This is a genomic window from Streptomyces sp. NPDC001443 (genome assembly GCF_053597355.1).
The window spans coordinates 70,804-84,165 of sequence record NZ_JBSFIA010000009.1 but is presented as its reverse complement, the minus strand read 5'-3'; the positions used below and the strand labels follow the sequence as shown (position 1 = coordinate 84,165).

At 72.1% G+C, this 13,362-nt stretch carries 11 protein-coding genes; 7 read left to right on the top strand and 4 right to left on the bottom strand.

Annotation, left to right across the window (positions count from 1 at the left end; genetic code table 11):
• Nucleotides 1-40: 40 nt before the first annotated feature.
• On the bottom strand, nucleotides 41-1,351 hold the full coding sequence (mmsB, locus tag ACWC24_RS12875) for a multiple monosaccharide ABC transporter permease (protein WP_450662833.1): 1,311 nt from the start codon (nucleotides 1,349-1,351) through the stop codon (nucleotides 41-43).
• Nucleotides 1,348-2,895 carry a multiple monosaccharide ABC transporter ATP-binding protein gene (gene mmsA, locus ACWC24_RS12870; RefSeq protein ID WP_450662832.1) on the bottom strand — a complete coding sequence of 516 codons (1,548 nt, stop codon included), beginning with the start codon at nucleotides 2,893-2,895 and terminating at the stop codon, nucleotides 1,348-1,350. The genes mmsB and mmsA overlap by 4 nt, the downstream gene beginning before the upstream one ends.
• Nucleotides 2,896-3,166: 271 nt before the next feature.
• On the opposite strand from mmsA, the gene ACWC24_RS12865 reads away from it, so the two are divergent.
• The 3 genes from ACWC24_RS12865 (at nucleotide 3,167) to ACWC24_RS12855 (ending at nucleotide 7,103) form a co-directional block, all read left to right on the top strand.
• Nucleotides 3,167-4,360, top strand: a complete 1,194-nt coding sequence (locus ACWC24_RS12865; RefSeq protein ID WP_450662831.1) for an ROK family transcriptional regulator — start codon at nucleotides 3,167-3,169, stop codon at nucleotides 4,358-4,360.
• A gap of 233 nt (nucleotides 4,361-4,593) precedes the next feature.
• On the top strand, nucleotides 4,594-6,285 hold the full coding sequence (locus tag ACWC24_RS12860; protein WP_450662830.1) for a serine/threonine-protein kinase: 1,692 nt from the start codon (nucleotides 4,594-4,596) through the stop codon (nucleotides 6,283-6,285).
• Nucleotides 6,282-7,103, top strand: a complete 822-nt coding sequence (locus tag ACWC24_RS12855) for a hypothetical protein (protein ID WP_450662829.1) — start codon at nucleotides 6,282-6,284, stop codon at nucleotides 7,101-7,103. Before ACWC24_RS12860 ends, ACWC24_RS12855 begins: the two co-directional genes overlap by 4 nt.
• Before the next feature lie 63 nt (nucleotides 7,104-7,166).
• On the opposite strand, the gene ACWC24_RS12850 is transcribed toward ACWC24_RS12855, so the two are convergent.
• On the bottom strand, nucleotides 7,167-7,484 hold the full coding sequence (locus ACWC24_RS12850) for a hypothetical protein (protein ID WP_450662828.1): 318 nt from the start codon (nucleotides 7,482-7,484) through the stop codon (nucleotides 7,167-7,169).
• Between the two features lie 221 nt (nucleotides 7,485-7,705).
• Between ACWC24_RS12850 and ACWC24_RS12845 the strand changes: the two genes are divergently transcribed.
• Genes ACWC24_RS12845 through ACWC24_RS12835 form a run of 3 tightly spaced genes read left to right on the top strand, consistent with a single transcriptional unit; the run spans nucleotide 7,706 to nucleotide 9,070 of the window.
• Nucleotides 7,706-8,155: an SRPBCC domain-containing protein gene (locus tag ACWC24_RS12845; RefSeq protein WP_450662827.1), complete on the top strand. Its 450-nt coding sequence runs from the start codon at nucleotides 7,706-7,708 to the stop codon at nucleotides 8,153-8,155.
• Nucleotides 8,152-8,556, top strand: a complete 405-nt coding sequence (locus ACWC24_RS12840) for an ArsR/SmtB family transcription factor (protein WP_450662826.1) — start codon at nucleotides 8,152-8,154, stop codon at nucleotides 8,554-8,556. The genes ACWC24_RS12845 and ACWC24_RS12840 overlap by 4 nt, the downstream gene beginning before the upstream one ends.
• A gap of 4 nt (nucleotides 8,557-8,560) precedes the next feature.
• The gene (locus ACWC24_RS12835) at nucleotides 8,561-9,070 is read left to right on the top strand and encodes a hypothetical protein (protein ID WP_450662825.1); all 510 of its coding nucleotides are present in this window, start codon (nucleotides 8,561-8,563) and stop codon (nucleotides 9,068-9,070) included.
• On the opposite strand, the gene ACWC24_RS12830 is transcribed toward ACWC24_RS12835, so the two are convergent.
• Nucleotides 9,016-10,086 (bottom strand): P1 family peptidase, encoded by a 1,071-nt coding sequence (locus ACWC24_RS12830; RefSeq protein ID WP_450662824.1) that lies wholly within the window; start codon nucleotides 10,084-10,086, stop codon nucleotides 9,016-9,018. The two genes, ACWC24_RS12835 and ACWC24_RS12830, sit on opposite strands and share 55 nt — an antisense overlap.
• A 256-nt stretch (nucleotides 10,087-10,342) precedes the next feature.
• Between ACWC24_RS12830 and ACWC24_RS12825 the strand changes: the two genes are divergently transcribed.
• Nucleotides 10,343-13,360 (top strand): glycosyl hydrolase, encoded by a 3,018-nt coding sequence (locus ACWC24_RS12825; RefSeq protein ID WP_450662823.1) that lies wholly within the window; start codon nucleotides 10,343-10,345, stop codon nucleotides 13,358-13,360.
• Nucleotides 13,361-13,362: the final 2 nt, after the last annotated feature.

Genomic DNA, 13,362 nt, shown 5'->3' with positions numbered 1-13,362 from the left:
AACGCCGTGGGAGACGGCGTAGGCGGTGCGGACCCGGCGTTCAGCCTGCGACCTGTGCCTTGTCGGTGTCGGTGTCCGTGTCGGTGGCCGGCTTGGGCGGATCGGCGGGGGTGTCCGCCTGGTCGCGCTGGAAGGGACGGGCCAGCGCTCCGATGATCGAGAAGCGCCCCTGCTTCTTGCTGTAGACGTCGAACGCGACGGCGAGCAGCAGGACCAGGCCCTTGATGATCTGGACCATGTCGGAGCCGACGCCCTCGAGCTGAAGTCCGTTGTTGAGCAGGGCCATGACGAGACCACCGACGATGGAGCCGCTGATGGTGCCGAGGCCGCCGGAGACCGCCGCGCCGCCGATGAAGACGGCCGCGATGGCGTCGAGCTCCCAGCTCAGTCCGTCCTGCGGTCCCGAGGCGGCGGACCGCGCCACGAAGATCATGCCTGCCAGTGCGGCGAGCACGGACATGTTCATCATGACGAGGAAGTTGACCCGCTTGAGCTTCACACCGGACAGCTCGGCCGCGCGGGAGTTGCCGCCGACGGCGTAGATGTGCCGGCCGCCGATGGTGTTGCGCGTGTAGTACGAGTAGGCGAGCACCAGGACGATCAGGATGATGCCGGAGATCGGCACGCTGGTGCCGATGCGGCCGCCGGCGAAGCGCAGCGTCGCGAAGACGATGACGCCCAGCATGACCGCCAGCCGGATCCCGGTCACCCACAGGGGAGCGGCGTCGGCGTTCATCTCGCGCCGGGTCTGCCGCGCCTTGAACTCCCGCGCCACCACGCCCAGGCAGGCGAGGAGGCCGAGCAGCAGGGTCAGGTTGTTGTAGCCGGTGTCCGGGCCGACCTCGGGCAGGAACCCGGCGCCGATGTCCCGGAAGCCGAGCGGCACGGGCACGGTGTCGGCGTTGCCGATGTACTGGTTGCCGCCGCGGAACAGCAGCATGCCGGCCAGGGTGACGATGAACGCGGGCACCCCCACGTAGGCGACCCAGAATCCCTGCCAGGCGCCGATCACCGCGCCGACGAGCAGGCCGAGCACGATGCCCAGGGGCCAGGGGATCGAGTACTCCTGCATCGCCTTGGCGACCACGATGCCGGTGAACGCGGCGACCGAGCCCACGGAGAGGTCGATGTGGCCGGCCACGATCACCATCAGCATGCCGATGGCCAGGATCAGGATGTAGGAGTACTGGCTGACCACGGCGATGAGGTTGCCGGAGGTCAGGGTCAGCCCGCCGGTCCAGATCTGGAACAGCAGGACGATCGCCACGAGCGTGGAGATCATGCCGAACTGCCGGGCGTTGGAGGTCGTACCTCCGAAGAGGTTCTTCTGCAGGTCTGTGATGCGGCTCATGGGGTCGCTGTCTTCGTGAGAGAGGTCATCTTCTTCATCAGGAGTTCCGGGTTCGCGTCCTGCCGGGTCACCTCACCGGTGATGGCGCCTTCGAACACCGTGTAGATGCGGTCGCACAGTCCGATGAGCTCGGGCAGCTCCGAGGAGATGACGATGACGCCCTTGCCCTGGTCGACCAGGCGCTGGATGATCCCGTAGATCTCGTACTTGGCGCCCACGTCGATCCCGCGGGTCGGCTCGTCGAGGATCAGCAGGTCGGGATCGGTGAACATCCACTTCGCGAGGACCACCTTCTGCTGGTTGCCGCCGGAGAGCTTCACCACGCCCTCGTCCACGCTCGGGGTCTTGATCCGCAGGCTCTGGCGGTACTCCTCGGCGACGCGGTGCTCGCGCACCGGGTCGACGACCAGGCGGCGGGCGATCTTCGACAGCTTGGCGGCCACCATCGAGGTCTTGATGTCGTCCAGCAGGTTCAGGCCGATGGACTTGCGGTCCTCGCTGACGTACGCGAGCCCGTTCCTGATGGCGTCCGGCACCGACTTCAGCTGGATCTCCCGGCCGTCCTTGAAGACCTGCCCGGAGACGTAGTGGCCGTAGGAGCGGCCGAACAGGCTCATCGCGAGTTCGGTGCGGCCCGCGCCCATGAGTCCGGCGAAGCCGACGATCTCACCGCGTCGCACGGTGAAACCGGACCCCTTGCACACGAGCCGGTCCTCCGAACTCGGGTGCTTCACCGTCCAGTCGCGGACCTCGAAGAACACCTCGCCGATGTCGGGCGTGTGGTCGGGGAACCGGCTGTTGAGCTCCCGGCCCACCATGCCGCGCACGATGCGGTCCTCGTTGACGCCGTCGGCCCGGACGTCCAGGCTCTCGATCGTCCGGCCGTCCCGCAGGATGGTGATGGTGTCGGCGATCGCCTCGATCTCGTTGAGCTTGTGCGAGATGATGATCGAGGTGATGCCCCGCTCCCGGAAGCCTCGCAGCAGGTCCAGCAGATGCTGCGAGTCCGCCTCGTTGAGGGCCGCGGTCGGCTCGTCGAGGATGAGCAGCTTCACGTCCTTGGCGAACGCCTTGGCTATCTCCACGAGTTGCTGCTTGCCGACGCCGATGTCCTTGATCAGCGTGTCCGGGTCCTCGTGCAGCCCGACCTGCTCCATCAGCTCCAGGGCCCGGCGCTGCGCGGTCTTCCAGTCGATCGAGCCGCGCCTGCGCGGTTCGTTGCCGAGAAACAGGTTCTCGGTGATCGACATGCCGGGGACCAGCGCCAGTTCCTGGTGGATGATGACGATGCCGGCCTGCTCGCTGGCGCGGATGTCGTGGAACTGGACGTCCTCGCCCCGGTAGACGATGTCGCCCGTGTAGCTGCCGTGCGGGTGCACGCCGCTGAGGACCTTCATGAGGGTGGACTTGCCGGCGCCGTTCTCGCCGCAGATCGCGTGGATCTCGCCCTCGGCGACCACCAGGCTGACGTCCGCGAGAGCCCTCACGCCCGGGAACGTCTTGGTGATCGACCGCATCTCGAGAAGGGTCGGGGGCCGGGTCATGAGCCGGGCCCCGCGTCGCGGAGACCGCGCCGAGCACGCGGGTCCCGGCGTAGCGGGATGCGACATTTCGTGGACATCAACTTGCCTCCGATGGCACTGCCTCGTGCCTCCAGGTCCTGCGTGTTTCGTCTGCGGGACCGGACTTTAAATCCATTTGTTTTACTAAGTCAACGCCCCGGCGGCGGTATCGTCGACGAGCTGGAACATGAGAGGACGATGCGTGCGGCAAGCAGGAACAAACCTCCCCAAGGTCGGGCGATACAACAGAGCGGTGGTCCTCGACCAGATCCAGCTCGCGGACGGCATCAGCCGGGTCGAGATCGCCCAGCAGACCGGCCTCACCCCGCAGACGGTCTCCGGCATCGTGCGCCGACTGCTCGACGAGGGGATCGTGCGGGAGGACGGAGCCAGCCGCGTCGCCAGCGGCGGCAAACCCCGCACCACCCTGCGGGTCAACGCCGACGCGGGCAGCGCCGTCGGACTCGCCTTCGACCCGGTCGAGCTCACCTGTGCCGTGGTCGACCTGCTGGGCCGCCCGCTGGTCGTCCAGCGGCGTCCCACCCCCGCCCGCACCGACCCGGCGCACGTCGTGTCGGCCATGGCCGAACTGGTCGCCGACGTGCTCGACGAGGCGAAGGTGCCCCGCGAGAAGGTGCTCGGGCTGGGCCTTGCCACACCGGGGCCGATCGACCAGGAGCTGGGCGTGGTCGTCACGCCCCCGCAGCTCGTGCACTGGACCCGGGTGCCCCTGCAAAGCATGCTGAGCGAGGCCACCGGCCTGCCGGTGACGCTGGACAACGACGCCACCGCAGCGGCGATCGGCGAACGCTGGTCCGGCCTCGGCAAGGGCGTGGCGAACTTCGCCTACCTCTACCTCGGCACCGGCATCGGCGGCGGTCTGATCCTCAATCACCAGGTGTACAGGGGAGGCTCGTTCAACGCGGGCGAGTTCGGGCACTCCTCCGTGCTGACCGACGGGCCGGAGTGCTACTGCGGCAACCGGGGCTGTCTGGAGCGCCTGGTCAACCCCTCCGCGATCGTCGCCGAGGTACACCGTCGGCTCGCCGCCGGGCCCCGCGCCGACAGTACGCTCTCGCAATCGTTCGAACGGGATCCGGCTTCCGTCGACCACGCGGCGATCCAGCTCGCGGCGGGGGCCGGCGACCCCGTCGCGACGGCGGTCGTCGACGAGGCCGCGGGACACGTCGCCACGGTCGCTGTCACCATCGCCAACTTCATCGACGTGGATCTGATCATCCTGGGCGGTCACGGCATCCAGCACGTGGAGTCGCGCTACCTGGACATCGTCGCCTCGGCGCTGGCGAGCAGACCGCTGGCCCGGCACATCCGCACGGTGGAGGTCGCCGCCTCCCCGCTCGGCACGGACGCCGCGGTCGTGGGCAGCGCCGCGCTGGTCCTGCACGCGACGTACTCCCCCCAGCTCTCGGCGCTGCTGTCGAACTGAGCGCGGCCGGAACGAGGGCGTCCGGGACCCGAGGCGGCCGGAACCAGGCGGCGGCGGGGCGGGCTCCGGGCGCCCGCCCCGCCGTATCCCGTCCCGGCGGCACCGCCGATACGTGCGCGACACACACAGCTGCGCCGCAACCGCGGCGGCCGCAGGGATGTCTGTCATCCCGTGGCCGGAGGCATCCGAAGCGGTGATGCGCCGGGACCACGACGGGTCCTGGGGGGATACGGATGAGCGCATGGACGGTTCCCGGATATACCGAGTCGCTGGAGCTCGGCTCCGGTGCCAGCGGCCGGGTCGTCTTGGCCGTGCACCATGAAACGGGCATCGCGGTCGCGGTGAAGTACCTCAGCGAGTCGCTGTACACGCGCCCCGGCTTCGTCAGCGGCTTCCGGGCGGAGGCCCGGCTGCTGGCCGGCCTGGACAGCCCGTACGTCACCGGGCTTTACGAGTACGTCGAGAGCCCCGACGGTGCCGCCATCGTGATGGAACTGGTGGACGGGGTCTCCCTGCGAGCCCTGCTCAAGCGGGAGGGGCCGCTCACGCCCGAGGCCGCGCTCGTCGTCCTCAAGGGCTCGCTGCTCGGCCTGGCCGACGCGCACCGGATCGGCGTGGTCCATCGCGACTACAAGCCGGAGAACGTCCTGGTCCTGCCGGACGGCACGTCGAAGCTGGTCGACTTCGGCATCGCGGTGAGCACGGGCGAGAGCGCGGGTGTGGCCGGGACGCCGTCCTACATGGCTCCGGAACAGTGGACCGGCGCCCCCGCCTCCCCCGCCGGTGACGTGTACGCGGCCACGGCGACCTTCTTCGAATGCCTCACGGGCCGCAAGCCGTACGCGGGCGACAACCTCGCCGAACTCGCGCTGCGCCACCTCGACGCGCCCGTCCCCTTCGACGAGGTACCCGAGTCCGTACGGTCCCTGGTCCGTCAGGGCCTGGCCAAGTCGGCCGCGCAGCGGCCCGCGGACGCCGAGGCCTTCGTCGGCGAACTGGAGACGGCCGCCGTCCACGGCTACGGCCCGGACTGGGAGGAGCGCGGCCGCAGCCGGCTCGCGGCACTGGCTGCCCTGCTGACACTGCTGCGTCCGCCGGCCCGTACCGCCCGGCTGTCCACCACGGACACCGCCCGCACCGTCCTGCGGCGGAGCTGGTTGCGGGCACCGGGCCTCGGCACCGGACGAGGACACGCGTGGCGGCCCACGCTCCCGGGCGTCCTGGTGTCCGCCGTCGTCGCGCTCCTGCTCGTCCTGCTGGCCCGCGGCGTACCGTTCGGCGGCGCTCCGGCGGGCGAGCGGGCCGACGAAGCCCTGGCCACGACCAGTGCGGGGCCAGGAGCGGGGCCCGGAACGACGCCCGCCACCGGCGCGTCGGCCGACCCGTCCGGGTCGGCCGCCCCTTCCGGGTCGCCCGGCCCCTCACCGTCGGGGAGCGGGACCACGGCCCCCGGCGCTCCGTCGGCGCCGCCCGCTTCGAGTCCGGCATCGGTGGACCCGCCGACCGGCCCGGCGACGCCCACGGCCACGCCGACGGCCGCGCCGCCCACGGTGTCCGCCACCCCCAGCGCTCCCGCCTCGCCCACGGCGCCCGCCGCACCGGCCGTGAAGGCCGTCACCCTCTCCGGATTCCGGCAGACGGGTCCCACCACGGGCACGGCCACGGTCACCGTCACCACGGACGGCACCGGGCCCCTGACCCTCGTCGTCTCCTGGTACACCGGCGCCACGAGCGGTCAGCTCGGCACCCCGGACGGCGCGTCCCAGGCGTTCGAGCGCAGCGGCGCGACGCAGTACACGATCGCCGTCGACCACACGTTCCAGGGCGGCGGCTGCTACTGGGCCGTACAGGCCACCACCAAGCCCGCGTCCGCCGACGGCGGCGCCACGCAGCAGCTTCTGACGAGAGGGTGCAGCCTGCGATGACTCCGGACGACGAGCGCACTCGGCCCGCGCACTCCGAGACCCCGTCCACCGCCGCCGTTCACGGCACGGGCGGCGTGCCGAAGCCACCCGGCCCACCGGGCGTGCCGGGGCGACCGGGCGTGCCGGGCCGACCGGGCGTGCCGGGGCGGCAGGACACGCGCGGCGGACCGGGCGCACCGGCCGAGTACAGCGCGACCGAACTGGGCAGCCACTGGATCCAGCGACCCGCGGCGGACGGCACGCTCCTCGACGACGCGACCGTCCCGACCACGCCCGCGCACGGGACGGCTCCCGATCGCGTGGAGGGCACGGTCCTGCGCTTCGGCCCGGGCGTGACCCTCGCGACGGCCCGGCGCTCCTCCGGCTCCTCCCCGACCCTGCCGGTCGTCGAGCCGGCCCCTGCCCGGGCGGGACGGGACCCGCGCCGCCATGCCCTGCCCGCGCTGGTGCTGATCGCGGCGATCGCGTTCCTGGCCTGGCAGCGTTCGGGACCGGAGGTGACGCCCGAACGGGTGAGCGTCACCACCCGCACGTCGACCGTCGGGTGCGACGGGACCATGGACATCGTGGGTGTGATCACCACCGACGGGCGGCCGGGCACCCTGTCCTACCGCTGGATACGCAACGACGGCACGAGCTCGGACGTCCTGCACGAGGCGGTGTCCTCGGGGCAGGACCGCGCGCGGGTGCGGCTGCGCTGGTCGTTCCAGGGGCCCGGCGCCTACCGGGCGGCGGCGGAACTCCGGGTCCTCTCCCCCGGCGGCGGGTCGGGCCGGGGCCCGTCGGCCACGACGCACTTCACGTACGAGTGCGCCTGACGGACGGAGAACCGGACGGCCGCGCTCCGAGGTAGGTGGCCCCGGCCCCGACGGCCGGGCGTCTCACAGTCCGCTGTCGATGCCCGTCACGATCGCCTCGCCCAGCGGCGCGTCCTCCTCGGCCAGGCCGCTGTCCCGCAGGGCCCGGGCGACCACCCGCACCGCCTCGGCCTCGGCGCCCGCGCTGTCGGCGGCGTCGACCTCGAGCCGGGCGGCGAACATGCCGCCCTCGTCCACCGTCAGCAGGCTCAGCTCCTCGTTCTCCCCCAGATCCGTGTTCCTGGGGTCGCGGGGCCGCAGCCTGCGCTCGATGCCCGAGCGCACGCCGTGGGGGACCGTTCGCAGGAAGGTGCCGGGGACGGTGATGACGTATGTGGTCACTGTGACTCCCTCTTCGATGGTTCCGCCGGCTATCGGCGGCTGCGCCCGCGTCGAGCCCGCGTCCCGCGTGTTCCCCGAACCCGGCGGTGAATGCGCCCGCGGGCCGTCCGCCGCCCTCCGCCAGTCACCCCGCGCCAGACGCAACCCTCCGGTTGCACCTCCAGAATCCATGTGCAACTCTGGAGTTGCACGCATGGACGGTGACGACAGAGGAGTCCCTCATGAGCGAGGACCGGATCGAACGCGAGACCCTGATCTCCGCGCCCCTGGAGCGCGTCTGGTCGCTGGTGGCCCAGCCCGGCTTCTGGGTGGCCGACAAGGCGAGCCTGCCCGGCACCGTGGCCAAGGAGGGTGAGTCGATGGTGGCGAAGAACCCCGAGCACGGCGACTTCCCGGTACGGGTGGAGAAGATGGAGCCGCCGACGTACCTGGCGTACCGCTGGACCAGCGCCTTTCCCGGCGAGGAGCTGCGCGACGACAACAGCACCCTGGTGGAGTTCACCCTCACCCCGGAGGGCGACGGGACGCGGCTGCGTGTCGTCGAGAGCGGCTTCGCGTCCCTGGCCGGGTCCGAGGAACTACGCGCCCAGAACCTCAAGGACCACACCGCGGGCTGGCCGGTGGAGCTCGACGCGCTGAAGACGCGCGCCGAACAGCCCTCCTCCGCGTGACACCGGAGCGTCCCGGCGCCGACGGCACCCAGGACACCGTCGACGGCGTCCTCGCCGCACTGGCCGACCCGACCCGGCGCCGGCTGCTCGAACTGCTCGCCGCCCGGGGCCAGGCCACCGCCACCTCGCTCGCCGAGCACCTTCCCGTCTCGCGGCAGGCCGTGGTCAAGCACCTCGCCGTACTGGACGCCGCCGGGCTGGTGCGCGGCGGCCGGGTCGGACGCGAGGTGCGCTACGCGGTACGACCCGACGCGCTGGACACGACGGCACGGTGGATGGCCTCGCTCGCGGCCGACTGGGACCGGCGGCTGGCCGCCATCAAGGACGTCGCCGAGGCGGCCGAGGTCGCCGAGGCCGCCGAACAGGAACAGAGCCGTCCCGGCCCGACCGAAGGGAACTGATCCCGTGGACACGACAGCACTGCGCGACGCCTACGATCGGCTGCTCGACGTGGCAGCCGGGCCCGGCCTCGGCGAGGCGGCGGACGGCGGCTGGAACGCCGACCGGATCCTGGCCCATCTCCTCAGCGTCGACGCCTCGGTCGCGGCGCTCGCCCTGGGCGTCGTCGCGGGCGCGCGGCCCGTCTTCGACAACCGGGTCTGCCTCGACACCTGGAACCTCGACCGGATCATCGCCGAGCACGCCGACCGGAAGGACCTCATCGACCACGTCCGCAGCCAGGCGGGGCTGCTGTGCGACATCGCCGACCGGCTCGACGCCGGGGCCGCCTCGGTGCTGGTGCCCGCCTTCCTCATGTCCGGCGACACCCTCGTGCTGGACCAGCCGGTGCCGCTGGCGGGCCTGATCGACGGCCTCGCCGAGAACCACGTGCCCGGCCACACCCGCCAGCTCCTCGACCTTCACCCGGCCGCCGACCCCAGCAGGGCGAGCAACGGAGCCGCGGGCAACGGGTGACGGGTGTCCCCGTACGGGCCCGTGGTCGTGGTGGCGGTCAGCAGCGAGTCGAGGACGGCTTCCTCCACGGCGTCGAGGACGGCGGCGAACAGCGGGTCCAGGTCGCCGTCGGACAGCACGGCGGGCCCGGCGGGCGCGCCCAGGGGGCGGGTGCCGAAGGCGAGACCGTAGTCGCCGCTGCCATGACCGTACGAGGCTCCCACCTTGGCGAGCGCGAAGACGGCGCGGCGGGCCAGCCGGGTCAACTGCCGGGCGTCCAGGGGCGCGTCGGTGGCGACCACGACCATGCAGGAGCCGTCCTGGGGGCCGGGGTCCACGGCGGGGATTCCGACGTCGGCGGGGGTGACGGCACGCCCCAGGACCCGCAGCGTGCCACCGAAGTTGGCCTGCACGAGGACCCCGAGAACCGCCTCGTGACCGGCCGGCCGCACCCGCCGTGACGAGGTGCCGATGCCCGCCTTGAAGCCGAGGGCGGTCAACCCGGTGCCCGCCCCCACGCACCCCTCGGCGACCGGTCCGCCCGACGCGCCGTCCAGCGCGGCCCGGACGTGCTCCTCGCGCACCGGACGCGACCGGACGTCGGACAGGAGTCCGTCGTTGCACTCCCCCACCACCGGGTTCAGGCTCCGTACGCCCGCACCCTCGGGCCGCTCCAGCATCCAGCCCACCAGGGCGTCCGCGACCCGGAAGGCGGACAGGGTCGAGGTGAGCAGCAACGGGGTCTCGATCGCGCCGAGTTCGGCGATCTGCGTCGTGCCCAGCAGCTTTCCGTAGCCGTTGCCCGCGAACATCCCGGCGGGCAACGGTCGTTCGGGGCTCACACCGTCGGGCACGATCGCCGTGACACCGCTGTGCACCCGGGGCGGCTCCACCAACGTGGTGTGCCCGACGCGGACGCCGGGCACGTCCGTCAGCGCGTTGTACCGCCCGGTCGGCAGATCGCCCACGACGATGCCGAGTTCACGGGCCCTGCGGGGAACGGCGGCCGGGGGCGCGGCGGGGACTTGTGCGGACATGCCCGGCACACTATCCACAGTCCGGCTCCGGTGCCCGCCCGCGCTCGCGGGCCGCCCGACGACCCGCCCGGCAGCCGGCCTGACGACCCGTCCGAAGGCCGGTCCGGTGACACCCTCCCCCGGTCCCCACGCTCAACCGACCGTTGCCGATGTCTTGACCTTCGACGAAGTACAGGCTTAGCGTTCCCGCGTCGACCTGAATTGAAACGATTCAGTCGTTTGATTCCCCATTCTTCCTCCAGCTTTGAGGCGCACCATGATTGAAGAGACGCCGCGTCCCGGCGGAATTTCCCGGCGTGTGGCCCTCGCGGCAGGCATCGGAGCGACGGTCCTGAGCGCGCTGCCGGGCGTGGCGGTCGCCCTCCCGGCCGCCGTGGCGACGGCGGCCTCGGGACCGGCCCCGGACGCCGACTGGTTCGCGAATCCCCCGCGTTCCGTGCGTCCCAGGTTCCGCTGGTGGTGGCCGGACGGGCTGGTGGACCCGGACGAGGTCGCCCGCGAGATCGACCAGATCGCCGACGCCGGTTTCGGCGGCATGGAGATCGCCGGCGTCCACCACAGCATCAAGGACAAGTCGGTGCTCGACACCGCGTACCACGGCTGGGGGAGCAAGCCCTGGCAGGAGGGCGTGGCCGCGGCCCTGGGCAGAGCCGCCCGGCGCGGGGTGACCATCGACCTTACGCTCGGCCCGAGTTGGCCCGTCGCGGTCCCCGGTGTCGTCCCCGACGACGAGGCGGCCGCGCAGGAACTCGCTTACGGACGCGTCTCGTTGGCCGCCGGTGAAACGTATCAAGGCCCGGCGCCCGCGTCCGTGCGCCCGGCCGGGAGCGGGGTCGCCCGGCAGCGGCTCGTGGCCGTCCAGGCCGCCCGGGTGAACACCGCGAACTCCACCCGCAAGGAGACCGGCCTCGACCTGGACAGCGTCCGGGACCTGACCGCGCTGGTCACCGACGGCACACTGTCCTGGACCGCGCCGACGGACGGCGCCTGGGAGCTGATCTCGTACTGGCAGCGCGGTTCGGCCCAGCAGCCCGAGTCGGGGCCGCACACCTCCCCGGCCGCGTACGTCGTCGACCACTTCAGCGCCGCGGGCACCCGAGCCGTGACGGACCACTGGGACCAGAAGATCCTGACGTCCGAACTGCGCCGGCTGCTGCGGGCCGCGGGCAGGACCTTCTTCGAGGACTCCGTGGAGATGGAGACCGACGGACTGGTCTGGACGACCCGGCTCCCGGAGGCCTTCGAGGAGCAGACCGGACGACCGCTGCTGCCCTGCCTGCCCGCGCTCGTGCTGGACAAGAGCAACCAGGTCTTCGCGTTCGAGGCCCAGGTGACCCGGCAGATCCGGCACGGCTTCTGGGGAACCGTCTCCGAACTGTTCAACCGTCACCACATCACCGCCCTGCGGGACTGGGCGCACTCGCTCGGCATGGGGCTGCGCTCCCAGCCGTACGGCCTGCAGACGGACGCGATCGCCTCGGCGGCCCTGCTCGACATCCCCGAGGGGGAGTCCCTCGGCTTCAAGAACCTCGACGACTACCGCTGCCTGGCGGGCGGCCGGGACATGGCCGGCCACACCGAGCTGTCCTGCGAGGCGGGCGCGTACACCGGCTCCGCGTACAGCACCACCTGGGACCGGTTCCTGCGCACCATGGGCGGCGCGTACGCGGCCGGCGTCAACCAGACGAACCTGCACGGCTTCTCCTACGCCACCGCGCCCGGGGTGGCCTGGCCCGGCTTCGCCGCCTTCAGCCCGTACAACGGCGCGGCCGGCTACAGCGAGTCGTGGGGCCCCCGCCAGCCCACCTGGACGCACATCGCGGACATCTCCGGCTACCTCGGCCGTGTGCACCGCGTCATGCAGACCGGCACCGCCGGCGCCGACGTGGCCGTCTTCCGGCAGACGGGGTACACCGCCACCGGGATCGGCGCGTCCTGGTTCACCGCGACCGGCATCACGCTCGGCTGGACCCACCAGTTCCTCAGCAGCCCGCTGCTCGACCTGCCCACCGCCACCGTCAGGAAGGGCCGGCTGGCACCCGACGGCCCCGCCTACAAGGCCCTGTTCGTCGAGGGCGACTTCTTCTACGGCTCCACGCCCACCCTGTCCGTCGACGACGCGGGCAAGATCCTCGAGCTGGCCCGGGCCGGACTGCCGGTCGTCCTGCTCGGCGCGTTCGACCAGGGCCTGACCCCGGACGTCCCGGCCGACGGGGAGACGGACCGGCTGCGGTCCACCCTCGACCGGCTGCTCGCCCTGCCGAACGTCGTACGCGTCACCGACAAGGCGCTCGTCGGGAACGCCCTGGCCGAGCTCGGCGTCACCCCCGACGCCCGCTACGCCACCGCCTCCACCCTGCTGAACGGCCGTCGCTCGACGGCGGAGGCGGACTACTACTACTTCTGCAACGGCAAGCACGCCGAGACGGTCAAGCCGGCCGTCGCCGCCATCGACCACGAGGTCACCCTGCGCCGCGACGGCCAGGGCGAGACCGTCCCCTACCTCCTCGACCCCTGGACGGGGGACGCCGTCCGGCTCGCCCGGTACACGCGCGACGGCGACGACTTCACCGTACGGATCAAGCTCCAGCCGGGTGAGTCGACGATCATCGCGCTGGGCCGTCCGGGCCTCTTCGGCGACCGGCACGGCGCCCGGCCGCACGTCGTCGCCACCGACGCCGACAGCGTCCTGTTCACCGAGAAGGGTCTGGCCGTACGGGCGACCTCGGCCGGCACCTACACCACCCGGCCGGACCGGGGCCGGACCTTCACCACGACGGTCCCGTCCCTGCCGGACGTCGTCGTCCCCGCCCGGTGGCGGCTGGACGTCGAGGACTGGCGTCCCGGCTCCACCGCGACCCGCACCGAGGTCGTCGACGTCTCGGTCACCCTCGACGCGCTCCTGCCGTGGTCGAAGATCCCCGAACTCGCCGACAGCGCGGGCGTCGGCCACTACGGCACCACGGTCGAGCTGCCCGCGGGCTGGAGCTCCGCGCACGGTGCCCGACTGGAGCTGGGGCAGGTCAGCGACACCTGCCGGGTCACCGTCAACGGCACCCGGCTGCCGGCCGTCAGCAGGCTCAACCCGGTCGTCGACCTCGGCCCCGGTCTGCTGCGCCCCGGCGCCAACCGGATCGAGGTGGAGGTCGCGACGCCGCTGATCAACCGTCTCCGGGTGGCCCAGCCCTCGGTGTTCGGCGCCGTCGCCCGCCAGGACCACGGCCTGAGCGGCCCGGTCCGGCTGGTCCCCTACCTCCAGACGGACCTGTCCTGACC

Coding starts and splice junctions, on each gene's coding strand:
- ACWC24_RS12825 (WP_450662823.1), top strand. CDS start 10,343: ATGATTGAAGAGACGCCGCGTCCCGGCGGAATTTCCCGGCGTGTGGCC.
- mmsB (WP_450662833.1), bottom strand. CDS start 1,351: ATGAGCCGCATCACAGACCTGCAGAAGAACCTCTTCGGAGGTACGACC.
- ACWC24_RS12855 (WP_450662829.1), top strand. CDS start 6,282: ATGACTCCGGACGACGAGCGCACTCGGCCCGCGCACTCCGAGACCCCG.
- mmsA (WP_450662832.1), bottom strand. CDS start 2,895: ATGACCCGGCCCCCGACCCTTCTCGAGATGCGGTCGATCACCAAGACG.
- ACWC24_RS12830 (WP_450662824.1), bottom strand. CDS start 10,086: ATGTCCGCACAAGTCCCCGCCGCGCCCCCGGCCGCCGTTCCCCGCAGG.
- ACWC24_RS12860 (WP_450662830.1), top strand. CDS start 4,594: ATGAGCGCATGGACGGTTCCCGGATATACCGAGTCGCTGGAGCTCGGC.
- ACWC24_RS12845 (WP_450662827.1), top strand. CDS start 7,706: ATGAGCGAGGACCGGATCGAACGCGAGACCCTGATCTCCGCGCCCCTG.